Here is a 26,367-nt window from a genome sequence, read left to right as displayed (position 1 = left end):
GACACCCTCGGCGGGACCGAGTTCGGCGAAGAGTGGAACAGCTGGACAACAGCCAAATCTCACCTGAATAATGCAATTACCGATAACGGACTATGACGGGATTGCATCGGCCTGCACAGCGTGGACGAAAGACACTGCGCAAGCGGTCTTCGTCATGGTGCGCGATGTCCTCGACTACTTTCACACCTGTGATCGGTGCGGCTACCCAGCACAGGCCTCGGAGGTGATACGCACCTTCGCCGACGGTCGCATCGAAGTCCTCGCGCAGGCGAGCTGCGTGCTGCCCTGCGGTTGGCGTGGTGTCTCGAAGGTTGTCAGTACCACGGTCCATGACCTCCCCCGAGTTCCGGAACACGTTGTCGGACGGTGAAACCGCTCTGTACTGACAGGTGGGCCGCTCAGCGCGCGGACACCAAGCCTCGTGGAACGGCTCATCGGGCTGAATGGGCCGGGCGGTGACCGACAGCGGAAGTGCAGACCCGCCACGGCTTACGACGGCCAGTTCCGCGCCGATGCCGCCAGCAGCCACCGACTCCGAGGTTCCCCGGTCATTTCGCGGAATCGGGCAGGCTTCCGTTCGCGACGGCGAGGGCGCGCTCGAGCATCCGCGAGACTTCGTCGACCTGATCGTCGAAGTCGTCCCACAATGCGTCGACCTCGTTGAGGCGCTGATGATCTCGGTGCCGCGCGGCGATGCCGGCGGCGTAGGTGTCCTCGAGCTCGATCGGTTCGGGGACCGGGGGCGTGTTCACGCGTTCCCGGGGCGCGATCGGTACCGCGTCGCGGCTGCGATACACCGGGAGCGGCCCCTGCAGGTGGGCGGCGACGATGGTCGCGATCGCGGTGGCAGACAACGGTTGCAGCCACTGAATCATGTTGTCGTGCATCGGGGTATAGCCGCGTGAGTCGAAACTGGTGAACAGCGGCAGGTCGGCATGGGCAGGATCGAGTCCGTCGGCGGGAAGGCTGCGCCCGCCGAGGTGGTGCTCGAGCAATCCGCGGCCTGCGGGATGCGGCGCCAGGCGCAGCACATCGGTCCACCGGCACAGCACCTCGATCGGGCAGGATTCGGAGTCACCGGTCGCGACGAGGACGGCGAGCCGGTCTCCGATGATCGCCTGATCACCGCCGAGATGCAGATCCCGTTGGGTGAGGACGGCGATCTGCGAGTAGGTCAACCCAGCGGCGGCCAGCACCAGCAGCGCCGCGTTGCGGCGGCCGAACAGGCCGCGGGTCCAGCCCCACGCAGGAAGTTGCGGCACAACGGTTTCCACTCGTCGTGCGATCCGCTCCCGACGCCGGGCCCGGTGCTCGCTGAGCGCGTCCCGCAACGACGCGGAACGACCGGGCGCGGACCACCCCGCGACGATATGGGCCTGATTGATCGCGGTCAGCCGCGTGCGGTGGGTGGCGAGGCTGCCGGGGTGGTCATCGAGGAACGCGGCCACGGTCAGTGGTGTCGCGGGCAGTGCGCGCAGGTCCGCGGCGGCACACCAGCGGGCGAACAGCGTCCATGCGCGGTGATAGCGCGACGCCAGACCCGGCGGCGGACAGCGGTCGTCCGGCAGCGATGCCTGTTCGCTCTCGGTCACCGTTTCACAGGCCCAGCTGCTCGGCGGCATGGTTCCCGGGCCGCGGATCACGGTCGTAACGCCGTACGCTGGCAGCTGATCTGTGGCGGGTCAGGTTCATCACCTGGTCGAGGCTCGCGCCGCGCTGCAGTGCCTCGGTCGCCGCGCCGGCACGTAGCGCATGCGCACTGAACAGCTCCACCGTGGCCGGGTCCAGTCCCGCTCGCGCCGCTCGCCGGTGCAGCATCCGTGTGATGGAACCGCCTGTCAGAGCCTGTTTTTCGCGTGGCGTGCCATTGCGCAGCGACCGGAACAGCGGCACGTCCGCCTGCGGAACCCGCGGCCACGGGCGGGCGCACACATGCTCGTCGAGGTCACCGTCGTCGACGCGAACGAGCCTGGTCACGGCCAACGCGCCGTCATCGGCGGCGGCGCGCGCCACCGCATCCCGATCCACGGCTTCTCCGTCACGCTCAGGTGGTCGCACCGCCTTCATCTCAACGGCGCTGTCGTACGCTGCGATGACCGCCAGCCACCGCAGAAAGGCACAGCAGGGACACCAGCGGCCCGAGGTGCGGCCTTTCGGTAGATACACGAATTCGTCGGCATCCCCGGTCCCGGTCCCGCGCAGGCGCACGGCGAGCCATTCCCCCTCGCGGTCGTCGGCGCGAGCGATATCGCGCACCTCCAGGGCGGCGAGTTCGCTGCGGCGCAGCGCGCCGCTGAATCCGACGACCAACAGCGCGATATCGCGTCTGGCGGCCACCTGCGCCACCCAGCCGCGTGCCTGTCCGGCGATGCTCGTCACCACAGTCTGCAGGTCATCGGTGCGCAACGGAGCGGCGGCGCGAACCGTCTCCCCTTCGGCGGCACGGAGATTGCGGATACCCCGCAAGGTTTCGACGACCAGCACATCTTTGCCCGGGTGCAGAAGACCCGCACCCGCGTGCCGCGCTCCGATCGCGGCCAGCCACACACCGAATGTGGAGCTCTTGTACCGATAACCTGCGCCGTCACGTTCCCGCGCCGCGACCGTGAAGTATCGAGCGAGGGTATGCGGTGAGGCGGGGAGCGCGACGTGCCCGCCTGCCACACACCAGTTTTCGAACCGCCGCCACGACGAGTCGTAACTTCTCCGGGTATTCGAGAGAGCCGGCTCCACGACTCGAGGGTCCGTCGCCATCGCTTGCCCTCCCCCTCCTCTGCTGGTCAGCAGTCGCGCGGTGCTGGTCCACACCCACAGCGCCGGTTCGATTCATCCGTTGAACTGCAGTGATTAGTCTTCGATGCACGATAACTCATTTATCGGGCGTTGGAACAAAAGCTGATCAAGCGACTGCGATGGAGCTTCACCACGGCCGGAAAACGCAAGGCCGTCCGCGAAGCGCAGACATCCACTCCCACAAGTTCCATCACCCTCAGCATGCCCGCTGACGTGGCCATAAGGCCAGCGGGACGCGAGTTGCCACGGGGCTCCCCGAATCTCGTTCGAGATCCCGTGTCCGAACGCAGCAGACCCCCTAGGTCCCGCGACTGCAGGCTCAGGGTCGCCGCGATCGGACGACCGGACCCCCTCCTCCAGCGGACCCCCATGAATATCCCCAGGCCAGAGCACCAAGGCGGCCAAATTGGCCGTAGAGCGACTTTCTTGGCAAATATGCACATCGCCCCCAGAATGGGTCCCCGATCGCTCAGCGGGCAATCTGGAGGGCTCTTTTGATTTCAGAGGCCTGGCGAAAGGGGCATTTGATGAGAAAAGTACCGTTCCCTGCCAGAATTCAGCATCCATCCAGCAAACCCACCCGCCGGCGGCGCCGACCGTGGAATCGGACCGCTCGGGAGCGCACCTGGAGCAGCACCGGGGCAAGGCTCTAAACGGCCGCAGATTTGCGCGGGCGGTCGACGACTGCACAGCCAGGCCTGTGAAACCAACGGCGGGAGAAGGACTCCGACAGACTTGTGCGCTGTCATCCCGGCATGATCGGACCGGGACCAGATCGACCCGCCGGAACCCCTCGGTGATGGTCGAGATCATCTGCGGATCGACGAGCCCACTCCCACCAACAGCCGGGAGACGATCATGCATGACAATGAGATTCAGCGCGGGACTCGCGCCGCAGTCCCGCCCATCCCGACATCTACATCGCTGGTCCCTTTTCCAGGGTCACCCCAACGCGGCATCGGTACACGGGACGCGGACCGAATCCCCACGTGCGGATTCAATCGGCGCACCGGGTTGTGGCCTGTCGGCACAAGCGCGAGTTCCTCGTGGCCTCCACGTACATGTGATCGCGTTCAGAAGGCAATGAGTTCGGCAACGTCGCGAAGCGCTGTCATCGGACTTCTACGCGTTCCCGGGGAAGTCTCGGCCGAGGCTGAGCCGAACGGACCTCCGCGCAGCTCATCAGACGAACCCGCAGTCGGAGTGTCAATCCGCCCTGCCGCTTTCCGCGGATCGACACCGATGGCGCGCGCACCGACATGCGGCTGGTACTCGACCCCGGCAATCACGGCCAAGTTGTGCTCGCGTCCGTCGCACACTCACCTGATGCACTGCAGCTGAAGACGCACGCAGGCTCACTCGGTCCGAGTGGTACACGCACGTTGACGGCGATGAGGACACGACGCGGCAATGTCCTGCCACGGTGGTTGTGCGGCTTTCGAATTGCGTCGACGCAAAGGCTCACGCGAACGCGCCTGTTCTGACATGCTCCCCCGCTGCGGGCACATCCGAGAAGTGGCCCTCGGATCACGCTTTGGACGAAGGTAAGCCAATTGTCACGACAGCATCGATTGCCGCATATCCGTGCATGCGATCCGTCGATCCCCCACCACCGATGATATCGATGGCCGGCGCCGTTCATTGGCACACAGAGATGGACGGCGAGACTGGATCCGGGTGACACGAATCGTGATTCCAGCGGCGCGTGATGCGCCGAGGAAGAGATCTATGCCTTCTCTCCGGTTAAACTTCCGGGGAGCGCCGGACAGAGGCATACAGGAGCATCGGAGAGGAGGCTATATGGGGTTCGAGCCGATCGACAACGCGGGATTTCCAAGCCGCTCCCTCCCCGTCTCCAAGCCTGAACCGAGCCAACCGAACGCGCTCATATCGTCTGTCCAGGCAGGGTCCAATATGCATCCTGAGCTGCGAGTTACTGCCTATGGCATCAACCATGCCGTAGAAGCCGCAGCAGAGTGTGCATCAGATAGCGTCGTACGTACGACCCAACGTAAGACGAACCATACGACGTTAGATACGACGTTAGCGGCGCCCTGCCAAGTTGTTGCTGGTAATGCATCTTTCATTGCAGCAGCTTCCGCCAAGGGAGAGACACCACTGATTGCCGTTTCTCATCGCCTGCAAAAGCCCCTCGCAACACCCTTTGCGCTGATCCATGACTTCACCTCATCGAAACCCGCTGAGATCGCAATCAAGATTGCCATTCTGCTAACCCTTGAAGACCCCTGTAGGGACCCACGAGGAACTAGCATTGACAGGACGATCTCGGAGATCTCGACAGCGGTCCTAATGGCTGCAGTCTGCCTGGATCCGTTTATGACACTTAGGTCCGTACATGGCAGGACGGAACCTGCTGCATCTCGCAAGCCTGTTGCAATCGTCGAGTATTCGGCATGTGCAACAACCAGGCGATCGACCATGTGCACGGGCGCTCGACTCGCCGGTGGTATTGGGTCAAATATGGACTCTTACATCACACCGCGAACGAGCATCGAAAGGTCCACATCATCAGCGGCCTATCCGGCCGAATGTCCGGTCTTCCATCTTGACGTCTATCCCGCCTCGCGTATCACCACATGTTCCGTCTGTTCAATGGCTGTTGGACGGTCTTCAACTCGGGCAGTTCGCCATACAGGTGTGTCGGCATCCTCACCGGTCGTTGGATCCATCGTCGGCACGGTGCGTCTTTCTACCGGGCAGACGGTGATGTGGCATACCGTTCGACACCCCGCGTTCACTATCCGCTCGAATGACGCTGGGATGTTCGTTGATACAACACTTTCAGAAGTATTCCGATCGGCGAGTGAAGCATCCCTGTCGAGGACCATCACCATCACCAGAGTTCGGATCGTTACTCCGAGTGTTTTTATGCCCCGTTCTGGTACAGGATTGAAGGGTTCCAAGACGATACGTGTTTCTGCGCGTGGGTGGACCCTGCATTCCGCTGTGCCACAGGTCGTTTCGACAACTGCCCCAACGACACATGCAAACGTCTTTCGACATACCTCCGTGACGAACGCTCACCACGCCCGTCGAACCGTCGATACATTGACCCTATGCCGTGCATTCGCACGGCGCGGGAGGTCGGCCCATCGAGCGGCTGTCCCTACTGCTGATCAGCAGATCGGTTGAACTGGAGAGTAATTGGCGCTGGACCAGACTGGTGGGCGGACGCCTACGCATACCGCGACACACACCGTTCCGGTCGTTGTCCCCACGGTGATCGCCAGGGTACTGTCACGGGCGTGACAAGTACGCGTTTGCTGCCCGTTCCCCACGCCGTGAGGCGAACCATCCTGGTGGCCAATCAGAAGGGGGGAGTGGGTAAGTCGTCCATCGTCGCCGCCATCGCGGTGGCGGTCGCGAAGCGAGGCAAGCGGGTGCTTGTCGTCGATGCCGATCAACAGGGCAACTGCACGATGCGGGATCTCGGAGTGAAGGACTCCGACGAGGGCCGCTCCCTGGCGATGACTCTGCAGTACGGATCCGCTCTCGCACCGACGCTCGATGTCCGGCCGGGACTCGATGTCGTCTGCGGCGGAAAGCTTCTGGCCATGGCCGGAACCGTGGTCTCCAATGCCGAGCAGCACGGGATCGATCCGCGACAGAATCTGCTCAACGCCTTGGAGGCGCTCGTCGACACCGGACGATACGACTTGGTGCTGATCGACTCGGGCCCGGGTGACCGTGGCGTCCTGGATCTGCTGCTGCAGGTGGTCAGCTGGCTGGTCGTTCCGACCAAGGAGGACGACGGCAGCATCGACGGCGCCGAACTTCTGGCCCGCCGCTACCTGTGGGCCCGGAAGAACGGCGCCCTGGTCGAATTGATGGGCATGATCCTGTTCGACTGCAATCCTCGAGCTGTCCGCCGGAACGAGGACACCCTCGGCAAGATCATGGACCTGCTGGAGGGCACCGGGATCGCGCCGTTCAGGAACTTCGTCCGGCAGGACAAGGCGACGGCTCTGGATGCCCGCGCGTTCCATCTCACTCCGCAGGAGCTCATTGATTTCACGCCGGCCAAAGCCGGTGATACCGCCGAACCTGGTGATGCGCCCGCCAAGCGCTGGTCACGGGATCCCGAGCCGCTGGCATCCGACTATCAGGCGCTGACGAAAGAGATTCTGGTTCGCCTCGCTGCCGGCGAACGCGCTAAGGAGGTTGTGTAAGTGAGCAGGAAAGGCGCCTTCAGGGCCGACGATCTCGATGACATCGACGATCTGCTCCCCCCGCCTCCTCCCGCGCCCGCCGCGCCGCCGCCCATGCCGGTGGTTTCGGATAGCGTGCAGACGGTCGAAACACCGCGGCCGGTCGCTCCGGCCGCCAAGCCGCCTCGGAAGTCCTCGGCCAAGTCGGCAACAACCGTTGAACCCGTCGCCAGGCGGCCGCGCCAGACTCCGGCTCGTGCACGGGCAACCCAGTCGACGCCGGAAGCGCATGTCGCATCCGTTGTCGCCGAGGCGCTTCGACAGGTGACACACAGCGAGAAACAGCACCGTGGCCGTGGACGCAGCTACGGTGAGGTGGTGCTCGACGCGATCGAGCAGTTCGAAACCGAACTCCGCGATCACTTCTCGCGTGAGGTCAGTGTCAAACCGAAGGGCCGGCTGTTCCAGCGGGTCGATAACTCCCGGCCACGCCGACGACGACACGCCGAACCGCCGGTCAAGATCCCCCTGGCGGGGATCATCGCCACCGACGTGGAGTCTCTCGACCTGCTTGCCGAGGAATGGCATGCAGGAAGTCGCAGCGCGCTCGTGGATCAGGCACTGAAGTTCTATCTGGCCGAGGAGATCGCCGGTCTCAGTGGCGAAGACGATGACATCGGTGATTCCGAGGACACCGAAGCCGTCGTCTGATCCGGCTTCAGGCCCACGGCCGGGCCTCCGCACGAGGGACCGTGGGGGAGGCCCGGCACACGCCCCGAAGCACTACCACTTCATGGCTCGCGCACCCGCGCGGTGGTGGGCAACCGCTTACGCGGCAATGGTGGTCTCGTCGTGAGGCTCCGAACACCAACGGCGATCCCGTAGTCCCCGGTGCACTATATCGGCCGCGTCACCGATGACACGCAGGTCGTCACCCCGGCAGCTATCCGCGTAGAGCCGATCAACGGCATCGACCAGCCGATTCCGCTGCGCCAGCCAGTCCAGCCAAGCCGACCGCCGCACACTGCCGATCCGGCGCAACAGCCGGCGACGGACCGCACGCCGGTGCTCGAGCTGCACGGCGTCGAGCGCACCCACCCAGCGCCGCTGGTGATACAGGGAGCGAAGAACTCTCGCGACGCGGCCGGCGCTGGTAGCCAGCCGCTCACCAGGCTCCAGGAGGGCGAGCGCGTCACAGCGGGTGCGCCAGTGGAGCCGTTCGCGGAGGTGTTGGGCGCGGAGGCGAGGGAGGTGGGCGCGGCCGTAACGGGGGGTGCTACAGCTAGTGGGGGAAGTTCCCGGCCCCCACCGCCGTGCCCGCACCAGCGGGCCCACCCCGTACGAATGGGAATCGCTCGCTCCTCCGGCATACCGTCGAGCGGTGACCACCAGCCCGGTGCGCACGCACAGCGCCAGTGCGGCGCGAACGGTCTTGGGATCCAGGCGTGTTCGCTCGGCGAGATCCCGCACACTGATCGACCCGTTGCGGGTGACCAGCACCGCCGCCAGATGGAACAGGGTGGTTGTGGCACTGGCGAGGCGTTGTGGCCGGACACCAACCGTCGGCAGCACCGCGGCGGCCGCCGCAGTCAATTCCGCACGCAATTCGGCGATGTCTGCAGCGTGATCCTCGTGATGCCCGACGCTGGTGTCGCCGAGGCGTTTTCGTCGTGGACGGGCGGTGGCGGCTTCGGCGCACGCCCGTCGCCACAGCCCTCGCCACCAGCCGTGGCGGATGTGCGCGTACTCCGGAGGGCAGGCTTGCCGCGCCGACCTCCACGCTTCGTTTTCTGGGATACCGCGCTCGGCCGCGACCGTGGTGACAGCATGCAGCCACTGGTAGCGCTGCCACCAGCGACGTCCGCGCGCAATGGCTTTCGACCCCGGTACCGCGATGGTCCGCCATGCCTGGGTCGCGGTGTATCCGGCGCGCGCCATAGCGCACACCCTGCCGAACTCCCGCGCCGAACGTGACGTGTCGCGTCCGGTCGTCGCTGTGCTCCGCACCCGCGGTCCCTGTTGGAAGCGTCGCCGGGACCGATGTGGACTCCGGTGTTCGGCGAAGTCGGCGGGTGTCAGTGTGCAGGTGATGACGGGGCAGTGCAGTCCGCGTCGATGAGGTGCGCTGAGCAAGCGCAGCGTTTTCCCGGTGCGATCATCGACCTCGGTCTTGTATTGGCGCGACAACCGTGTACACAGCGCGTGCCATTGCCTGACGTGACGGGGCGCGCGCGCCACCGTGATGACATGGCGACCGCCCGGACGTCCGGATTCACGGACCAGATAGGGCAGATCATGGTCGAGGCACCAGGCGACGAGCGCCTCGGCGCAGGCATCGCCGACTATCGGGTGGCCTTGTGCGGGGTCGATGTCGGCGACCAACGCCCCCGTACGCAGTCGGCCCGCGATCGATCGCGCTGTGCCTTCAGCGAGGGCTGCGCGCGCGCCGGCGAGATTGCGGGCACGCGCCGGGGAGGTGTTGTCCTCGGCGATGAGGACCCAAGGCGCACCGAATAATTCGGCATCGAGCGCTTCCAGGGCCGCGCCCTGGACGTGGGGTGACGACGATGTGGCGTGGGCGGCGTTTCGATGCGCACGGGCGCCGCCCGGGATTTCAGTCCGCGTGACGAACGCCATCGGCGTGTTGTGCGCGGCAAAGGTGGAAGTGTCATGAGAGCGTGCGCTACCCTCGGAGAAGCCTTGCAAGCTGCCTCCGTACGTAGTCGGTGGCATCGGCGGATACGAATTGCAGCTCGTTCCGCTTCGCTTCGGCCCAGGTGTTGCAGCACCTCCGGCCGTCCTTTCGAACCAACCAGCCCTCCCCGTCAGGGGAGGGGTCTGTTCTTCGAGCGAATGACTCGATGCCCGTATGCAGTTGTCATGGACGAGGTCTCATCGGTGCGAGGGTAGGTACCTCCTTGAGGTGGTCTGCGCAGCACGAAGCGACGCTGGATGGGAAAGACCTGAGGCGCGACAGGCATGCCGCGCCGAATCAGCAAGGCACGAGACACAAGTGGCTACGACACCGGGCCGATGATGCGGTCGTTCGGGAGTGCCGACCATCGTCAGCGCACTGCGTGCAGTACCCCGAAGTGGCCAACCGGCCGCGGATGTCGGGGCATTGACTGCATATCGAAACCGTGATGGCGCGAATCATGCTGTGGCGCAGAATTTTTCACTCGTTGGTGAAAAATCGGGCCGATCGACCAGCGGCGTGGCTCGACAGGGCCGGCGGTGCGGGCGAAAAGGTGAGTGGCCGCCGACGTGCACAGGCAGCCGTCCCATCCGGCCTGCGCCGTTTTCCGCGCCGAGTTTCGCGGGCACGCCGCGATGCGGCATAGCAATACTCACACGTTGAGGTACGTGCGGGGGGAGGACATGCGGTATCCTCGAACGTGTCCATAGACGGTCCTCTCGTTTCGAAGCTTCACCCTCGGAGGTCCTGACTCTGTAGAGGGTGAAGGTTGGCCGTATCTGGGCGGAGGTCGAACGGGGCGGCAACCCTGGTCTTCGACCCAACCGTGAAGCTCTGGCCCTGGTGGCCAGGGCTTTTCGGTCTTCTAGGCCATCTTTATGCAGTTGGTGTTATGGCTGGCTCATGATGCCTGGGCGAGCTCCTTCAAATTCAATGTCCCCTGGTACGCCTTGGTTGTTGCCAGGTCGGGACGGCCGGCCAAAAGGCACAGGACGTCGGAAACGAACTGGTTGACGTTCGAGTATCCCCTCGCCTTGGCCAGATCCTGCAGGTCGAGCTCTTTCGGGTAGCGGAGTTTCGTCTCGTTCCGTGGCCCCAGGCTCTTGCGGCCGACAGCCTTTCTGCCCGGGGTCTTCTGGCCCTCAGCCATCTGCTCCTCCTTGCCCGGTTCCCCCGTATTTGTGGGGACAACAACGGAGATCTTTCACCAAGACGACCCCCTCCGTCGAGTTGACACGCCACGACACGCCGGTGTTTTTGTCCCCAAGAATCCACGATTCGGGACCTGATTTTCATTCACGCTGGTGAGAGGCGCGATGCCCGAATTCGGAAGGCGCACTGCCGGAAGAGGGAAAGCGCTGCCGAAGATCGCTGGGAGCGAAGAGGTTCGACGCAAGTGCCGCGACGGCGACGGGACGCGCTCAGCCGATGCAGTCCGGCGCGCGCGAATGCACGGATGCGGCACAGGGTTTCACTTGCCGACTACGCAACACACCGAGACGATGCGCAAGGCATCCTCGGGCGCAGCGAGAGCAGGCGAGATCACTGGAAGCACTGGGCGCACATGCCCGGATCATTGAATGACTGCGCGAGGTCTCTGTTCACAGCCGCGGCCAGCCTACTACAGGAATCTCTTCTAAGGGAATAACTACATGGGGACGCGATTTTCTGTGTGTCACCTGCGGAAATGAAGCGCCGGTGTCCGCAAGTTATGCGCACCCCGTCCGCAAGTTATGCGCGCCATCCTGGGCGAACAGTGAACCATCTGTCCGCAAGATATGCGTGGACGAGCCGTCGATGCGGCCGGTTATCCACAGTCTCTGTGCATTACGTCCGCACAATATGCGTGGATAACTGTGCCGTTCGGACGTCCGCATATTATGCGTGCGAACTCGGTGTTTCCTGCGCATAACTCGCGGACGCCGGCGCGAGAAATATGCCCGTGTACCTGCTCGGCACGTTGCGGTGTGCGGACGGAGGCACCGTCGCCGCCGCGCATATCTCGCGGACGGCAGTTATCCACTGTCCGCGAGATATGCGCGGACAGGCGACCGGGTCCGCGAGATATGCGCGGGAGAGGGATCGCGGTCCGCGAGTTATGCGTGCTCGTGTCCGCAAGGCATGCGCGGCTGGTCCGCGAGTTATGCGCGCCCCGTCCGCAAGGTATGCGTAGGTGTCCGCGAGTTATGCGGGCCGTGTCCGCAAGGCATGCGCGGTCTCCGGCTGGCGCGCGGTCGCTCGGAGTCGGCGCTGAGGCGGCCGGATGTCCGCCAGATATGCGCGGATCCCCGGGAAGTCGGCGCGAACACGTGGTCGCGGTCCGCGAGTTATGCGTGAGGACCCAGGTCGATGGCTCGATGTCCGCAGGATATGCGTGCCTCAGGGGGTGGACGAGGGGTCTTGACGGGACTCGACCGGGTCAACGTCCGCAAGATATGCGCACTACCGTCGGCCGTCACGCGCCGGATACCTGGGCATGTCCGCGAGTTATGCGCGCTCGGGAGGCAATGATCGCATACCGCGACGGGCCCCCGGAGCCGGACACGGGGCAGGCGGGAACTGGAAATTCGCCGTGATCATGCCATGCTAGGGCGCATGCCACGACCCAAACGCACTCCGTTGGACATCGTGCGCGCTGCCGCCGAGGTATGGGATGGCGAGCAGGAGGTCGGATACCTGGCTCGTGTGTTCACCCAGACGTCGCTGCCGTATCGGGATCCTGGGGACGTACCGGCCTGGGGCCGCCGCAACGGTGACCTATCTCTGACGGTCCAGCCGGGCATGACCACCGACGAGAACAACAAACCACAATCCATCGGTTACCCCTACGGGACGATGCCGCGCCTCATCCTGACCTTCCTGTCGACCGAGGCCGTGCGCACCGGTTCGCAGGAGATCGTGCTGGGCGACAGTCTCACCGACTTCATGGGCTCGATGGGGTTGACCGCGACAGGCGGCAAGAACGGATCGCTGACGCGGATGCGGACACAGTCGCATCGACTGTTCAACGCCACCTTGACCATCGAGTACAAGGGCGACGCGAACCGCCGCATCGGTGCGAAACTCTATGTGGCCAGCGCCTATAACATCTGGTGCGGCAGTGACGAAGAAGAACAGCCATCGCTGTTCTCCTCGACGGTACGGCTGAGCGACGAGTTCTTCCGCGAGGTCACGGCCCACCCGGTCCCGCTGGACATGAACGCCATCAAGGCCCTGGGCGGTTCGGCATTGCGGCTGGACATCTACGCCTGGCTGACCTACCGCATGTTCTCGGTGAAACGCGAGACCACCGTGCCGTGGGAATCGCTGATGGTTCAGTTCGGTTCGGCCGCCGACACCGCCGACCGTCGCCGTCGCCACCAGTTCCGCCGCGATTTCACCGCTGGGCTCAAGCAGGTTCTGGTGGTCTATCCGCAGGCCAACGTCGACACCACCGATGCCGGTGTCGTCTTGCGACCGGGGCTGCCGCACATTCCGATGTCGCCCGGGTTCCGCGCTCTGGCCCGACCCTGAATCCGCTGCGCGCGGCCTGTGCCCGAGCGAAATGCTCAGTGGCGTCTTCGCCCTGACAGACCCTCGCGTATCGGCAGCGATGCATGGCCGAGTGAACCGGTTGCCAGGAGCGCGGCGCCGGCCATGTGGTCCTGCGGTCGCTGCAACCGCTTGCCTACTCGCAGCAGCGGAGATCGTCTCGCCGCGGGTCTCGGGCCATACTTGGCGACGTGGAAGATCTGGTCAGGCGGAAGATCATCGATGTCCGGAGCTCAGCGCAGGTGTCCGCAGCTCAGGCGTTCGAGCAGTGGGAGTCCGCGGCAAGCGAACTCTATGTCCCCTTGTGCGTCACGCCGGTGCGGACCAAGGGGCAGTCTGCGGAATTCCATGGGAGCATCGACTATCTGGCGTTCGGCGAGTTGGAGTTGACCACGACTCGCGGGACCGCGCAGCGTGTTCGCCGCTCCCCGCGGCTCATCGCGGCGTCGGAGTCGCCGCATCTCATCGCCACGATCAGCGTCACCGGGCAACGGTGGTTCGAACAAGGCGAGAGCAGCAGCGCCCCGGTTGCCGGGCAGATGTGCCTGCTGGATTGTTCGCGGCCGTGGGCCGCGTATTTCGACGCGCCGTGGGAACAAGTAGACATTCAGGTGCCGATGAAACGGATCCAGGAGTTGACGGGACTGCATGCCCACCAGATCCCCACCGGTGTGGCGATGCCCGCCGCAGGCGCGGTCGGGCTGGTCAGTCGATTCTTCCGGGACTTGATGGGTCTCGAACGCGCCGATGCGGCGGGGGTGAGTGTGCTGGCCGGTCACGGTATCGATTTGCTGGCGTCGGCGGTGCTGCTCGCGGCGGGCCGGGTGCCGGATGGTCGGCCTGCCCAGATTCTGGCGAGGAAGCAGGTACTGGACTACATGCATAGCCGGCGCACCGATCCCGCACTCACCGTCGAACAGATCGCGTTCGGGTGCGCGGTTTCCCGCAGCACCCTGTATCGCTTGTTCGACGAGTCCCCCGGCGGTGTCGCGGGCACCCTGCGGAGGATGCGCGTCAACCACGCCGGTCATCTGTTGCGTTCCACCGGCCATCCGGTCGCCTCGATTGCGGCCGCGTCCGGGTTCAGCACCGAACGGCAGCTCTATCGAGCTTTCAGACAACTGGTGGGCGTAACCCCCGGCGAGTATCGCGCGCAGTGGACACAGCAGGGGATCGGCTACCCGGCCCGAGCCGACATCACCGCGGAGTGGACTGTCCAGAGCCACCCCGACAGCTGAGTGTCATCGGAGTCCGGTGCGGCTGTCGACGAAGTCGCGATATCTGAATGATGTTGTCGTCGAGGATGTTTCGACTATAAGTCCGGCGATGACGGTGGGGCGGTGGATTCGGATCGGTTACGCGATGCCGGCGATGTGGCGCCAGTGCGCGTGTGCCGCGGGTGTCCATTCGGCGCGCAGGTCCTGCAGACGTTTCGCCGCGCGTTGTCCGGGCCAGTCGGGGAGCAGGACCTCGGGCAGCCGTGGGTCCACGTAGGTCATGTGTCGCAGCCCGTCGGCGAGTTCCAGGTGCGCGAACAGCAACTCGTCGCCCGGCTCGAACGAATGGTTGTCGAATCGTTCGAGAAGTTCGGCGTAGGCATTCTCGGCTGCGTCGAGGTCCCATGCACGGCGGACGAGCTCTTCCTCGGAAATTCCTGCCGCAGCAGTCGTTCCGATGAACGAGACCGTGGTGGAGGTCAAGCCGAGAGACTCGATCGCCTTGTCGGCCTCGGCCGCACGGCCGATGTGCGGTGTGACCCACAAACCGGGTGCGGGATTGCCGAAGCCGGCCCAACGCAGTGCCGCATACAGCTTCTTGCGGGTCGAGCGGTGCGACTCCGGGATCGGAACGTTCACGATCAACCACTGGCCGTTCCACTGCGTGGTATCGGTGGAGAACACTCGCATATCGCCTTCGGCGAACAGTCGGTGCGCCTTGTCGGTGAGGCGCCACAGGGTCTCGCGTCCCTCGCGCTCCCCGGAGATCAGTCCCGCCGAACCCGCGCGAGCGATCGCCTGCCGCCCGGCGTGCGATCCGATGCCCAACCCCTGCAGAACATAAAGTAACGCCGTTGTCCGGACCGGCTGCCGGTAGGGCTCGACCAGTTCGCCGAGCACTGTGATGAGAACCGACGGTGCACTGCCGGTTGACGCATCCTTGTTGGGGGCGGCTGTCGGGTCGGGCTCGGGCATACCGTAATCGTGGCGCATTCGACCGGTGAGTTGCCAATCCCCGGCACCGGATTCAGTGATCGTCGCCGACGCCCCAGTCTCGGAACACGGCGTCGGTATCGGCTCCTGGTGTGCGGGGCGCTGTGTAATTCGCGGGTGGTGTGTCAGTGAAGCGCGGCGCTGCGGCGGGTTGGCGCTGTCCGAATGCGTCGACGATGGTGCCGCGAGCGGCGATATGGGGGTGTTCCGGGACTTCGGTGAGGGCGAGGACCGGTGTCACACAGGCGTCGAGCCGGGCGAACGCCTGTACCCAGGCGTCGCGGTCGCGGGTTCGGAAGATCTCCGCGAACTGCTTGCCGAGGGTGGGCCAGGTGGTGTGGTCGTACTGGTCGGGCAGTTCGGCGGGGTCGAGACCGAGACCTCTGAGCAGTTGCGTGTAGAAGGCCGGCTCGATGGCGCCGACCGCGATATAGCGGGCGTCGGCGCATTCGTAGGTGTCGTAGAAGGGTGCGGCTCCGTCGATGACGTTGGTTCCGCGCTCGGCGTTCCAGAGGTTGTTCTCGGTCAGCGTCCAGAACATGGACATCAGCGCGCTGACGCCATCGACCATGGCGGCGTCGATCACCCGTCCCGCGCCGGTCCGATTCCGCGAGTACAGGGCGGCGAGTATGCCCAGGACGGCAAGCATCGACCCGCCGCCCAGGTCGGCGACCAGGTTCAGCGGAGCGAGCGGCCGTTCCCCTTTGCGCCCGATGGCGTTGAGGGCGCCGCTGAGTGCCAGGTAGTTGATGTCGTGGCCGGCGTAGGAGGCCAGCGGGCCGTCCTGTCCCCAACCGGTGACCCGGGTGTAGACCAGTCCCGGATTTCGTTCGTGGCATACCTCGGGGCCAATGCCGAGGCGCTCGGCCACACCCGGCCGATAGCTCTCGATCAGGATGTCGGCCTTGTCGACCAGTCGCAGGATCTTGGCCAGGTCGGCGGGGTTCTTGAGGTTCGCGCTCACCGAGCGCCGGCTGCGCAGACCGGCGTCCTTGTCCACGGGAAGTAACTGCGAAACCCCGCCGGGGCGCTCGACCCGCACCACGTCGGCGCCGAGATCGGCGAGCAGCATCGCGGCATGCGGTGACGGGCCTATCCCGGCAAGCTCGATCACTCGCAGTCCCTCGAGCACGCGTTCCATCCGAACCTCCGTGTTTATTTGACAAATATGGATACTTTCTACCAGATTACGTATCATTTGAGTACGGGCTGTGAGATCGATGCCGATCGCCATGGCCATCCCTGGAGCCAAGGGGCTGAATGTGAGCGAACTGGATTCGAACCTGATGTCGGCGCTGAGAGAGGCCGCCGACGACCCGGTGGGCTACGCGCAGACGTGGAAAGCGAGGCACGACAGGCGGGTGGTCGGGTCCTTTCCGATGAACTTCCCCGCCGAGCTCGTGCACGCGGCCGGGGCGCTGCCGGTCGTCATCCAGGACAGTGGCACCCCGATTACCGAGGGGAGGAACCTGCTCGCCGAGTTCTACTGCGGCTACACGCGGAGCGTTGCCGACCAGGTGGCGCTGGGTCGGCTCGATGTCTTCGACGCCTTTGTCGCCGCCGACCACTGTGTGCAATTGCTCGGCGCGGTGGACGTGATTCGCTGGGCGCGACCGGACAAGCCCCTGCACTTCGCCCAATTCACCAGTGCCATGGACGATGCGTGGACCAAGCCGCGGGTGGCGGGCCGGATCGACGAGCTCGAGAACGAGCTCGAGGCGGTGTGCGGCGCGGTGACGGCCGAGGAGGTCGCCACCAGTATTCGACTGTTCAATCGGAACCGGCGGCTGCTGCGCGAGCTCTACGACCTGCGCCGGTCGGGCCGGGCGCGGATCACGGCCAGTGAGATGCAGACGCTGGTGAAATCGAGCATGGTGATGGACATCGAGGAGCACACCGCGGCCCTGGTATGTCTGCTCGACGGGCTCGACGTGGCCGCCGAGACGCCGGCGGATCTGGTGCGGCTGCACCTGTCCGGGCATTTCTGCCACGCCCCGCGCCCGGAGATCCTGGATGTGATCGAGGAATCGGGCGTACTCGTCGCCGACGACGATCTGTACACCGGCTTCCGATATATCTCCACCGATGTGCCGGAATCAGGCGATCCGCTGGACGCACTGGCGCAGTGGTACCTCGATCGCAATCGCAATGCCCCGTGCCCCACCCGGGTGACCATCGGCGTCGATTGGGATACCTACCTGCTCGACTCGCTCGACAAGAGCCACGCCGACGGTGTCGTGGTGCTGATGGCGAAATTCTGTGAACCCCACATGCTCTACTACCCGGAACTGCGCAAGGCGCTGGACGCGCGCGGCATACCGTCGCTGCTGCTGGAAACCGAGCACGAAGGCAATCCGGTCGAAACGCTGCGCACCTGGGTGGAGACGTTCGTGGAGCGGATCCGTCGGCGGCGAGTGCTTACCCTCGCCTGAATCATTCTCGGACACAAAGGAATTCGATATGGCTATCGAGAATTCGAGCAAGGGCAAGTCCAACCGCCTGTCCAGCACCCGTGTGGGCGGGCGCATGGTGGCCGAGTACTGGGAGAACATCTTCACCGCCAAGGAACGCGGCAAGCATGTCGTCTGGTACAACGGCGCGGCAATGAACCCGCTGTTCCAGGCGGCGGGACTGGAATGGTGTCACGGCGAGGCGTTCGCCGCTCGCCTGGCCGCCCAGCATCTGGAAGCACCCGCCCAGGCGGCCGGGGCCGAATACGGCTACATCGGTGAGCTCTGCTCGTATGCGCGAACGCATCTCGGCTGCGCGGTGCTCACGCACAAGACCGTTGCGGAGCGCGAGACCGGCGTGGTCGGCCTGGTCGACCAGCAGGAGCTCGCCAGCAAGCTGCCGGCCCCGGATTTTTTCGTCAACGGCTATGCCGGCTGCAGTACCGGCCAGCAATGGGATGCCATGACCTACCGGGTTTTCGATCGCAAGCTTCCGCTGTTCAACGTGTCGATGCCCATGCTGTGGGGCAACAAACCCGACGCCGGGTACATGCGGGGGGAGGAGTGGATCGAGGTCAGCAAGTACGTCGAGGGGCAATTGCGTGAGTTGATCGGCTTCCTCGAACATCAGACCGGGCGGCCCTTCGACTGGGATGCTCTCAGCGAGAGCATGTTCTATATCAAGCGCGCCTCGGAACTGCGCTTGGAAGGCATGGCGCTGTGCACGCAGGCGCCCACGCCGGCCACCTACTGGGACTGGGTGGCCAGTATCGCGCCGATCAACTTCCTGCCCGGTAACCAGGCGCTCGTCGACTACTTCGCCGGAGTGAAGGCCGAACTGGAGCAGCGGATCGCGAGTGGTGTCAGCGCGTTGCCGAACGAGCGCTATCGCGTGTATTTCGACGGCATCATGAACTGGAACAAGCTCGGATTCCTCACCCGCAAGTTCGCGGAGTACGACGTGGCCGTCGTCGCGGGCCGCTACACGCACGAATCCTTCTGGCAGGAACCGCAACTCATCGATGTCGACAATCCGCTGCTCGGCATGGCGCAGCACTACCTGCTGTGTCCGCTCAATCATGGACTGAGGAATCTGCAAGAGCTGCTGCTACGCCGCCTGGACGAATACGCCATCGACGGCATCGCGTTCCACTCGACCCGCACCTGCCGGGCGATGACCAATCCGCAGACGATGCTGGCCCGCACCGCCGAGCAGAAGCGCGGGGTCAAGTCGTTCTTCTTCGAGGGCGACGTGGCCGACGCCTCGTTCTACAACGACGAACTTTTCGACAGCCGTCTCGAGGCCATGCTGGAGGCCATCGACGTGCAGCGCGTGAAGTCGCAGGTGTAGGCGATGACCGCAGGTAGCTGGTTCGTCATGGGCGTCGATCTCGGCTCGACCACGGCCAAAGCGGTGGTGGTGGACCGCGACGGCGCACTGTGCGGGGCGAAGGTCGTGCAGATGGGAGCGGTGAGCCGGGCCGCCGTCGCCCTGGCGATGGATGGTGCGCGCGATGCCGCCGCAGTCACCGCCGCCCAGATTCGCAGGACGATCAGCACGGGGTACGGACGCAAACTCGTTCCGGGTGCGGATCGCACTTTCACCGAGATCACTTGCCATGCCCGCGGCGCGGCTGCGCTGCGCCCGGGCGTGCGGCTCGTGATCGACATCGGCGGGCAGGACAGCAAGGCCATCATTGTCGACGATGACGGTCTGGTGGACCGGTTCGCCATGAACGACCGCTGCGCCAGCGGCACCGGGCGCTTCTTCGATGTGCTCGCCCGTGCCCTGGAAGTCGACATCGGCGTGGTGGGGGAACTCGCTCTCGCGGGCTCGGACAACCTCGAAGTCAGCAGCATGTGCGCCACTTTCGCCGAGACCGAGGTCATCTCACTACTGGCCCAGGGATGCGGGAAAGCCGATATCGCGGCATCGGTTCACAAGGCGGTTGCCGCACGCACGTTGGGCCTGGTAGCGCAGGTGGGGAAGGCGTCGCCGGTGGTGATGACCGGTGGGGTGGCCAACAACACTGCCGCAGTGCATTTCGTCTCGAAGGCGCTGGGGCGACCGGTCGAACTGCTCGATCAGCCACAGATCGCCGGAGCCTACGGGGCGAGTCTGCTGGCGCGCGAGGAATACCTCGGCGCGATCGCGTCCTCGGCGACGCAGGACGCGGCGGCTGAAAAGCACTTGGCCACAACGACATCGACCGGAGTTCCGGACTGCGCCCGGTGTGACGGAACGATCGCCGCGCACCGGGAGGCGAACCGTGCGGTGACACTCGAACTACGGAGGAATATCGGATGAGCAGTGAGACGAGGGAGATCCGGGTGCCGGGCCTCGGCGAATCGACCGTCTACATCGTGGGCGGCACCAGCGGTGTCGGGCTCGAGGTGGCGCGTCGATTCGTGCGCGCGGGAACACAACGGATCGGTCTGGTCGGCCGCAATACCGAGCGCGGAGAGAAGGCGGCGGCGCACGTTCGATCGCTCGCGCCGGGAGTGTGGTCCTGCTTCGTCTCCGGGGATGTGAACGACCCGGCCGAGGCCGGGCGTGTGACAGGGGAATTGCGCGCCGCCCTGGGGGGTGCTGACATCCTGGTCAACAGCACCGCGGCCGTGTTCACCCCCCGGCTGTTCCACGACACGCCCCCGGAGGACGTCCCGGCCATCCTGATGCAACAGGCGTTCGGACCGATCAATATGTGCCGGGCGGTGCTGCCGGATATGCGTTCGCAGCGTGGCGGGGTGATCGTCAATGTGGCCTCCGACGCGGCGAAATACCCGACGCCGGGGGAGAGCGTCATCGGCGCGGCCATGGCGGCGATCGTCATGTTCTCCAAGACGCTGGCCATGGAGGCCAAACGCGACGGTGTGCGGGTGAACGCGGTGACGCCGTCGCTGATCACCGATACCGGCGCGTACGACCGCGTCATGGCGGAACCCTTCAGCGCCAAACTCTTCGAGAAGGCAGCACGCCTGGCGGCGTTGGGCGTGGCCGAGCCGGTGGATGTCGCCGAACTCATCCTGTTCCTGTGCGGGCCACAGGCCCGGCGGATCACCGGTCAAGTGGTGAGCCCGAACGGCGGTATCTCGGCGGGCTAGAGGCTTACATGGGTCGGACCATTCGACCAAAAATGTTAGACAGAATCGTAGACATAAAATCGCAATATGTACTACATTTGATGTGACCGGCACAACACTCCGTTCGCATCAGGGCCGGAACACAGGTGGCGAGCGGATTCACGGCATTCATCGCACAGCACACCGCGCAGCGAAGGCGGATCGCACCATGACCCTCACCCAATCCTTCTGGCCGGCCTCCCGCGGTTCGGGCGTTCGGGACATCACCCTCGGTGAACTGCTCCGGGACGCCGCCGCCGCGGTTCCCGACCGCCTTGCCCTCATCGAGGGAGATCTCGATCCGGCCAACCGGAAGGAATGGACATACCGCGAGCTCCTCGCCGATGTCGAAATGGTGGCCCGAGCGCTGCTGACACATTTCGAGCCCGGCGACCGGATCGCGGTCTGGGCCCCCAATAGTGCGGAGTGGGTGATCCTGCAACAGGCGATCGCGTGGTCCGGAATGGTGCTGGTCGGCGTCAATCCGGCCTACCGGGCGCATGAACTCGAATACATCCTGCGCCAGTCCCGGGCCGCCGGGCTCTTCTATCGGGAGAACTATCGCGGCGCGGACCTGACCGGTGTCCTGGACGAGATCCGATCGGCGCTGCCCGATCTTCGAAAGGTCGTCCCGACCGGGCGGTGGCAGGACTTTCTGGCCACCGGCCGCGCGGACGTGGAATTCCCGCTCGTCTCGCCCACCGATCCGGTCCAGATTCAATACACCTCGGGGACAACGGGATTCCCCAAGGGGGCGCTCCTGCATCACAAGGGGATCATCAACGAGGCGACATTCGTTTTCGAGCGCGCCGGACGGGCCGATTCCGTGGTCTGTGTCAACGCCATGCCCATGTATCACATCGGCGGCGGGGCCGTCACCGAGCTGGGCACCATCGCACATCATGGAACCTATGTGGTGCTGCCCGGTTTCGAGGCCGGGCTCGTGCTCGAGATGCTCGAAGCCTACCGGGGCACACACTCGTTGATGGTCCCCACCATGCTCATCGCCTTGCTCGAGCATCCCGACCGCGAATCCCGTGACCTGTCGAGCGTGCACACCATCATGTCCGGGGCTGCGGCGGTCCCTCAGACTCTCGTCGAGCGCGTCATCGACCAGCTCGACTGCCGGTTCACCATCTTGTTCGGGCAGAGCGAGATGCACGGGGTGATCAGCCAGACGCGGATCACCGACGACCCCGCCGATCAGGCGACCACGGTGGGACAGCCGCTGCCGGAGCTCGAGGTCAAGATCGTGGATACGGTGTCCGGCGACATCGTGGCGATCGGGGAACAAGGCGAAATCTGCTGTCGTGGTTACCAGAACATGCTCGGCTACTCCGACATGCCGGACGAGACGGCGGCGGCGATCGACGCCGAGGGCTGGCTGCACATGGGCGATCTGGGCACTATGGACGAGCGGGGATTCCTGCGCATCACCGGCCGCCTCAAGGACATGATCATCCGGGGCGGTCTCAACATCTACCCGCGCGAGATCGAGGAATTGCTCTTCACACATCCCGATGTCGCCGAGGCGGTCGTCATCGGCGTGCCGGACGAGAAGTGGGGGGAGCAGATCGGCGCCGTGCTGCGATTGCGGCACCCCGACACCCCACTCGACATCGCGGCCCTGAAAGCCTGGTGCCGGGAACGAATCGCCGCTCACAAGACACCGTCACTGTGGTATTTCACCGAAGCGCTGCCGATGACCCCTTCCGGGAAGATCCAGAAATTCCGCGTTCAAGACGACATTGCCTCCGGAGCGCTGACGCCCGCGCGCTTCCCCGAGGATTGCGTGACCGGACAGCTCTCGAACAAGGGCTGACGACTGAGAAGAGCAGGCGAAATGGTGATGCTGTCCTCGTGTTCAGCGCAGAACACGAGGAGTTCCGCAAGACGGCGCCAGGCGGGCATAGGCGTGATGGCGGTTTCGTACTGTTACGCGAGGGTTCGGCGGTAGGCGTAGGCAGACGATCGAGACAAGGCGAACTCGAAGATCCCGTAACCGCTTCGGTCGTCCCAGGTGAATGCGCAGCATCGATCGGTCAGGGCCGAGTCGAGCGTGGTCGGTCCCACTGTCCCGTCGAGCGGATAGATGTCGAACTCCTCGTGGTCGGCGCCCTGGGCCTTGCCATGATGCCCGCCGTACCCGCCGCCCGCCATATAGCCGCCACCGGCCGAGGCGTCCGCGTCGACGCGATAGACCGCCCCGCCTGCAGTCGTGACCTGAACCGCCCCGCCAACGAGGTCGTTGCCCGAGGTGAAAACCAGGTCGTGCCGGACGTCGGTGATGTCGTCGAGCCGGCCGTTGTCGTGCATGACGCTGCCCTCCAACAGGATTCGCCCGCCGTGCCGGTCTTCCACGAGCAGGAATCCGATCGTCCGGTCCGGGAACTGTGCTTGAAACCAGATGTGCAGGCCCTGTCCTCCGGCCATGGTGCGAACCCCTCGGGAACGATCCCTCAGCCCGTACCAGCCCGCGACATCGATGGTGGTTCCGTCCAGGGTGAGGGCGCCCTCATAACGGCCGGGCTGGAACAGATGATCGAAGGAGGTGTCGTTCCCGTCGGTGTTGTCCACTTTCACCGACCCCAGCCAGTAGGGTGCGCGGGCGTGCCAGTGCACTTCCAACTCGAGCCCGGTTCGGTTCGGGCCCAACTCGATGCGCCATAGCTTGTTGTCCTCGACCGTTTCCCATCGGAGCGGGCCCACCGACGCCGCGTCGGTCGCGTCCAGTTCGGTGGAGAAGCGCAGGTTGCGCTGTTCGGAACCGGTGGTGACGACGACGAAACCGTCCACGACATTCCTGGACGGGTAGACGCCCGCTCCGAGGATCACCGAGGGCGAGGTGCCGGTGTCCGGATGCAGATTGAACATGAACCGGTCGAAGAATCGTTCCGGCATGTCGACGGTGACCCCGGTGGTCAGGGCGTCGTGGAATCGGTCGGTCATGAAGGTGTCCTCACCTATCTGTGCCTGTGCTGGTCGGACCATTCGACCAGGTGAGTCGGTTGCTCAGCCAAGCCACGAGATCGGCGGTCACCTCGGCGCGGTTGGTCTCGTTGAGAATCTCGTGCCGGGCGCCGGGGTAGACGCGGACCGTGATGTCCTTGCCGCCGGCGGTGGTCAGCCGGTCCGCCAGCGGGGTGAGCAGGGTCAGCCCGGCATTGACCGGATCCGCGCCGCCGGCGGCGAGATAGATCGGGAGGTCGGAGCGGATGGCCGCGACCTGGTCCGAGTCGGTCAGCGCGCGCGAGCCGAGGAACATCGCGCGTACCGAGCCCTGGTCGATGCCGAAGCCACACCACGGGTCGGCGACGTAGGCGTTCACCTGGTCGTGGTCGCGGCTGATCCAATCGGCGTCGGTGCGCACGGGCTGGAACGGCGCGTTGAACATGGCCAGGTCCAGCGGTGCGTCGAGATCGAGCATCGGTTCGAGCAGGTCGATCGCTGCGGTGCCGGTCAGTGCCACCGCGTCCACCGACCCGCTGCCGCCCAGCAGGAACTGCTGGGCGGCGAACGATCCCATGCTGTGCGCGACGAGGCCCAGCGGCAGGCCGGGATGCGCGGCGCGGATCTGGTCGGCGACCATGCCGATCTCGGCGACCAGCCGAGGCCAGCCGTTTGTCCCGAGGTCGCCGAGGTCGCCGGCCGCGGATGCGCCGTGGCCGCGGTGGTCGTAGGCGTAGGCGAGGAATCCCCGCGCTGTCAGCGTCTGGGCGAATTCGCCGTAGCGCTGGGCGTGCTCGCCCATTCCGTGCACGATCATGATCGCGGCGACCGGTTCGCCCGGCGGATCCCAGCGGTAACCCGCGAGATCGGTTCCATCGCTGCCATGGAATGCGAGCGTGGTGGTCGGCATCGGATTCTCCCTCGTCGGCTCCTACGACGGCACGGCGACCGGAGGGTCCGACGACGTCGTCATTTGGTTAGACCATACTATATTAAGCAGGGTAACCGGGATGGGGAAATTCGGTCATCGAGAACGAATTCGACGCTGCGGCCGGTGAGTTCGACTGTCATGCCGCGGGCGTGCGGGCCGCGGCTCGCCGTGCGGCGTCCAGGAAGGACTGAACCAGCGTCACATCCCGGTAGTAGGGGTCGCCCGCACCGTCGGCCGCGCGTCTGCGCCCGTACTCGTAGAGGACCGCGAGCTTCCACTGGGCCAATGCGACATACCAGTTCAGATCGCACAGGCTACGGCCCGTCGCCGCCGCGTAGCGCGCGGCGAGTTCGGCCCGCGTCGGGAAGCCGTCCTCGAGGCAAGCGGTGCCCATTTTCGTTGTGGGCGTGAACGGTTCGCCGGGGTCGGGATAGCAGGCCAGGAAGTAGCCCAGATCGAAGAGCGGATCGCCGATGGTGGCCAGTTCCCAATCCAGCACCGCCGCGATCCGGGCCGGCGGCTCCGGCGCGACGATGACATTGCCGATGCGGAAGTCGTTGTGGATTATCGCCGCTCCGGATTCGGGCGGGACATGGGCCACCAGCCAGGCGGTGATGTCGGCGAATTCGGCGGGCGGCTGCCCATCGGCGTCGGCGATCAGCCGAGTCATCCGGTTCAGATGTCTGCGGTTGAAGCCCTCCGGGCGGCCCAGATCGCCCAATCCCGCGGCGCGCCAGTCGACGGCGTGCAGAGTGACGAGTGTGTCGATCAGGGCTTCACCGAGTGCCCGGCGGTCGGTGGGAGCCGAGAGTTCCGCCGGGGTGGCGGTAGTGATCACCGGTCCGGCGACGTGATCCATCACGTAGAACGCGACGTCGAGGACCTCGCCCGAATGGCCGGTCGCCAGCACCCGCGGGACCGGGACCGCGGTGTTCGCCAGGGCTTCGAGCAGCCGGGCCTCGCGGAGCATGTCGTGCGCCCCGGTCGGCACCGGCGGGGGCGGGGGTCGTCGCACGATGACCTGCCGTTGCCCGTCCGAAACCAGGAAGGTGAGGTTGGAGTGCCCGTCCCCGATGCGCTTCGTGGCCAGCGGGCCGTCGGTGATGCCCCGCTCGAACAGGAAGCTCTCGAGCGCCGAGAGGGTCCGCGGTGACCAGTCCCACGTCATCGGTTCGCCTCCACTCGCTGCCGCGGACCGCCGTAGCGGCCGCAGCGGAAATCCGTATCCATCGGCATGAATGTATAAAAGGACTGACCAAAACGCAACCGGACTCGGCGGTAGCGCCAGCGAAGGAGCCCGCGTGGCCCGCCGACCGCAATCAGTCCGCGAATAGTGAACGGCCCGTGCCCTTTCCGGGGCGCGGGCCGTTGTGCCTCGTAAGGCGTTGGCCTACAGCGCCTTGAGTTCTTCGGTGACGGCACCGACGGACTTCTTGGCGTCGCCGAAGAGCATGGAGGTGTGGTCGGCGTAGAACAGCGGGTTGTCGATGCCGGCGAAGCCGGAGTTCATCGACCG

The 26,367-nt window shown here is 65.2% G+C and carries 19 protein-coding genes; 9 read left to right on the top strand and 10 right to left on the bottom strand.

Features of this window, described 5'->3' with window-relative positions; translation table 11 throughout:
* Positions 1 to 548: 548 nt before the first annotated feature.
* Positions 549 to 1,592 (bottom strand): hypothetical protein, encoded by a 1,044-nt coding sequence (locus ABZV44_RS43055; protein ID WP_354850368.1) that lies wholly within the window; start codon positions 1,590 to 1,592, stop codon positions 549 to 551.
* 4 nt (positions 1,593 to 1,596) lie between these two features.
* On the bottom strand, positions 1,597 to 2,664 hold the full coding sequence (locus ABZV44_RS43050) for a hypothetical protein (protein ID WP_354850366.1): 1,068 nt from the start codon (positions 2,662 to 2,664) through the stop codon (positions 1,597 to 1,599).
* A 3,395-nt stretch (positions 2,665 to 6,059) separates the two neighbouring features.
* On the opposite strand from ABZV44_RS43050, the gene ABZV44_RS43045 reads away from it, so the two are divergent.
* The gene (locus tag ABZV44_RS43045; protein WP_354850363.1) at positions 6,060 to 6,983 is read left to right on the top strand and encodes a ParA family protein; all 924 of its coding nucleotides are present in this window, start codon (positions 6,060 to 6,062) and stop codon (positions 6,981 to 6,983) included.
* A complete protein-coding gene (locus ABZV44_RS43040; RefSeq protein ID WP_354850360.1) occupies positions 6,984 to 7,673 on the top strand; it encodes a hypothetical protein in 690 nt (229 codons plus the stop codon).
* Positions 7,674 to 7,790: 117 nt separating this feature from the next.
* Here ABZV44_RS43040 and ABZV44_RS43035 read toward each other — a convergent pair whose 3' ends face one another.
* Together ABZV44_RS43035 and ABZV44_RS43030 are read right to left on the bottom strand one after the other, a co-directional pair.
* On the bottom strand, positions 7,791 to 9,599 hold the full coding sequence (locus ABZV44_RS43035) for a winged helix-turn-helix domain-containing protein (protein WP_354850357.1): 1,809 nt from the start codon (positions 9,597 to 9,599) through the stop codon (positions 7,791 to 7,793).
* A 959-nt stretch (positions 9,600 to 10,558) separates the two neighbouring features.
* Complete coding sequence (locus ABZV44_RS43030; protein WP_354850354.1) at positions 10,559 to 10,807, bottom strand: hypothetical protein; 249 nt, start codon at positions 10,805 to 10,807, stop codon at positions 10,559 to 10,561.
* A gap of 1,445 nt (positions 10,808 to 12,252) precedes the next feature.
* On the opposite strand from ABZV44_RS43030, the gene ABZV44_RS43025 reads away from it, so the two are divergent.
* The gene (locus ABZV44_RS43025) at positions 12,253 to 13,170 is read left to right on the top strand and encodes a replication protein RepA (RefSeq protein ID WP_354850351.1); all 918 of its coding nucleotides are present in this window, start codon (positions 12,253 to 12,255) and stop codon (positions 13,168 to 13,170) included.
* Between the two features lie 209 nt (positions 13,171 to 13,379).
* Positions 13,380 to 14,426: a helix-turn-helix domain-containing protein gene (locus ABZV44_RS43020; RefSeq protein ID WP_354850349.1), complete on the top strand. Its 1,047-nt coding sequence runs from the start codon at positions 13,380 to 13,382 to the stop codon at positions 14,424 to 14,426.
* Positions 14,427 to 14,543: 117 nt separating this feature from the next.
* Here the strand turns inward: ABZV44_RS43020 and ABZV44_RS43015 are convergent, their stop codons facing one another.
* Positions 14,544 to 15,380 carry a PaaX family transcriptional regulator C-terminal domain-containing protein gene (locus ABZV44_RS43015; RefSeq protein ID WP_354850346.1) on the bottom strand — a complete coding sequence of 279 codons (837 nt, stop codon included), beginning with the start codon at positions 15,378 to 15,380 and terminating at the stop codon, positions 14,544 to 14,546.
* Positions 15,381 to 15,432: 52 nt separating this feature from the next.
* Positions 15,433 to 16,539, bottom strand: coding sequence for a CaiB/BaiF CoA-transferase family protein (locus ABZV44_RS43010; protein ID WP_354850344.1), 1,107 nt, complete (start codon positions 16,537 to 16,539; stop codon positions 15,433 to 15,435).
* Positions 16,540 to 16,660: 121 nt separating this feature from the next.
* Here ABZV44_RS43010 and ABZV44_RS43005 point away from each other — a divergent pair, with 121 nt between their 5' ends.
* The 5 genes from ABZV44_RS43005 to ABZV44_RS42985 all read left to right on the top strand — a co-directional run bounded on the left by ABZV44_RS43005 (position 16,661) and on the right by ABZV44_RS42985 (position 22,793).
* The gene (locus ABZV44_RS43005; protein WP_354850450.1) at positions 16,661 to 17,830 is read left to right on the top strand and encodes a 2-hydroxyacyl-CoA dehydratase family protein; all 1,170 of its coding nucleotides are present in this window, start codon (positions 16,661 to 16,663) and stop codon (positions 17,828 to 17,830) included.
* 28 nt (positions 17,831 to 17,858) lie between these two features.
* Complete coding sequence (locus ABZV44_RS43000) at positions 17,859 to 19,199, top strand: 2-hydroxyacyl-CoA dehydratase family protein (protein ID WP_354850341.1); 1,341 nt, start codon at positions 17,859 to 17,861, stop codon at positions 19,197 to 19,199.
* A gap of 3 nt (positions 19,200 to 19,202) precedes the next feature.
* Positions 19,203 to 20,156 (top strand): acyl-CoA dehydratase activase, encoded by a 954-nt coding sequence (locus ABZV44_RS42995; RefSeq protein ID WP_354850338.1) that lies wholly within the window; start codon positions 19,203 to 19,205, stop codon positions 20,154 to 20,156.
* The gene (locus ABZV44_RS42990; protein WP_354850335.1) at positions 20,153 to 20,953 is read left to right on the top strand and encodes an SDR family oxidoreductase; all 801 of its coding nucleotides are present in this window, start codon (positions 20,153 to 20,155) and stop codon (positions 20,951 to 20,953) included. The genes ABZV44_RS42995 and ABZV44_RS42990 overlap by 4 nt, the downstream gene beginning before the upstream one ends.
* A 187-nt stretch (positions 20,954 to 21,140) precedes the next feature.
* The gene (locus ABZV44_RS42985; protein ID WP_354850333.1) at positions 21,141 to 22,793 is read left to right on the top strand and encodes an AMP-binding protein; all 1,653 of its coding nucleotides are present in this window, start codon (positions 21,141 to 21,143) and stop codon (positions 22,791 to 22,793) included.
* A 113-nt stretch (positions 22,794 to 22,906) separates the two neighbouring features.
* Here ABZV44_RS42985 and ABZV44_RS42980 read toward each other — a convergent pair whose 3' ends face one another.
* From ABZV44_RS42980 to ABZV44_RS42965, 4 genes are all read right to left on the bottom strand, one after another.
* Positions 22,907 to 23,920, bottom strand: a complete 1,014-nt coding sequence (locus ABZV44_RS42980) for a hypothetical protein (protein ID WP_354850330.1) — start codon at positions 23,918 to 23,920, stop codon at positions 22,907 to 22,909.
* Positions 23,921 to 23,930: 10 nt separating this feature from the next.
* Positions 23,931 to 24,830 carry an alpha/beta hydrolase gene (locus ABZV44_RS42975; protein ID WP_354850327.1) on the bottom strand — a complete coding sequence of 300 codons (900 nt, stop codon included), beginning with the start codon at positions 24,828 to 24,830 and terminating at the stop codon, positions 23,931 to 23,933.
* 157 nt (positions 24,831 to 24,987) lie between these two features.
* Positions 24,988 to 26,019, bottom strand: a complete 1,032-nt coding sequence (locus tag ABZV44_RS42970) for a phosphotransferase family protein (RefSeq protein WP_354850325.1) — start codon at positions 26,017 to 26,019, stop codon at positions 24,988 to 24,990.
* 222 nt (positions 26,020 to 26,241) lie between these two features.
* Positions 26,242 to 26,367 (bottom strand): NAD(P)(+) transhydrogenase (Re/Si-specific) subunit beta (locus ABZV44_RS42965; RefSeq protein ID WP_354850447.1); only part of this gene is annotated, 126 nt, incomplete at its 5' end.

It is taken from the genome of Nocardia sp. NPDC004860 (genome assembly GCF_040609015.1).
Classification (GTDB): Bacteria; Actinomycetota; Actinomycetes; order Mycobacteriales; family Mycobacteriaceae; genus Nocardia.
The sequence above is the reverse complement of the archived record's forward strand: the minus strand, read 5'-3'. Positions and strand labels throughout refer to the sequence as shown.

Coding starts and splice junctions, on each gene's coding strand:
- ABZV44_RS43035 (WP_354850357.1), bottom strand. CDS start 9,599: ATGGCGTTCGTCACGCGGACTGAAATCCCGGGCGGCGCCCGTGCGCAT.
- ABZV44_RS43030 (WP_354850354.1), bottom strand. CDS start 10,807: ATGGCTGAGGGCCAGAAGACCCCGGGCAGAAAGGCTGTCGGCCGCAAG.
- ABZV44_RS43025 (WP_354850351.1), top strand. CDS start 12,253: ATGCCACGACCCAAACGCACTCCGTTGGACATCGTGCGCGCTGCCGCC.
- ABZV44_RS43015 (WP_354850346.1), bottom strand. CDS start 15,380: ATGCCCGAGCCCGACCCGACAGCCGCCCCCAACAAGGATGCGTCAACC.
- ABZV44_RS43010 (WP_354850344.1), bottom strand. CDS start 16,539: ATGGAACGCGTGCTCGAGGGACTGCGAGTGATCGAGCTTGCCGGGATA.
- ABZV44_RS43000 (WP_354850341.1), top strand. CDS start 17,859: ATGGCTATCGAGAATTCGAGCAAGGGCAAGTCCAACCGCCTGTCCAGC.
- ABZV44_RS42995 (WP_354850338.1), top strand. CDS start 19,203: ATGACCGCAGGTAGCTGGTTCGTCATGGGCGTCGATCTCGGCTCGACC.
- ABZV44_RS42990 (WP_354850335.1), top strand. CDS start 20,153: ATGAGCAGTGAGACGAGGGAGATCCGGGTGCCGGGCCTCGGCGAATCG.
- ABZV44_RS42985 (WP_354850333.1), top strand. CDS start 21,141: ATGACCCTCACCCAATCCTTCTGGCCGGCCTCCCGCGGTTCGGGCGTT.
- ABZV44_RS42980 (WP_354850330.1), bottom strand. CDS start 23,920: ATGACCGACCGATTCCACGACGCCCTGACCACCGGGGTCACCGTCGAC.
- ABZV44_RS42975 (WP_354850327.1), bottom strand. CDS start 24,830: ATGCCGACCACCACGCTCGCATTCCATGGCAGCGATGGAACCGATCTC.
- ABZV44_RS42970 (WP_354850325.1), bottom strand. CDS start 26,019: ATGACGTGGGACTGGTCACCGCGGACCCTCTCGGCGCTCGAGAGCTTC.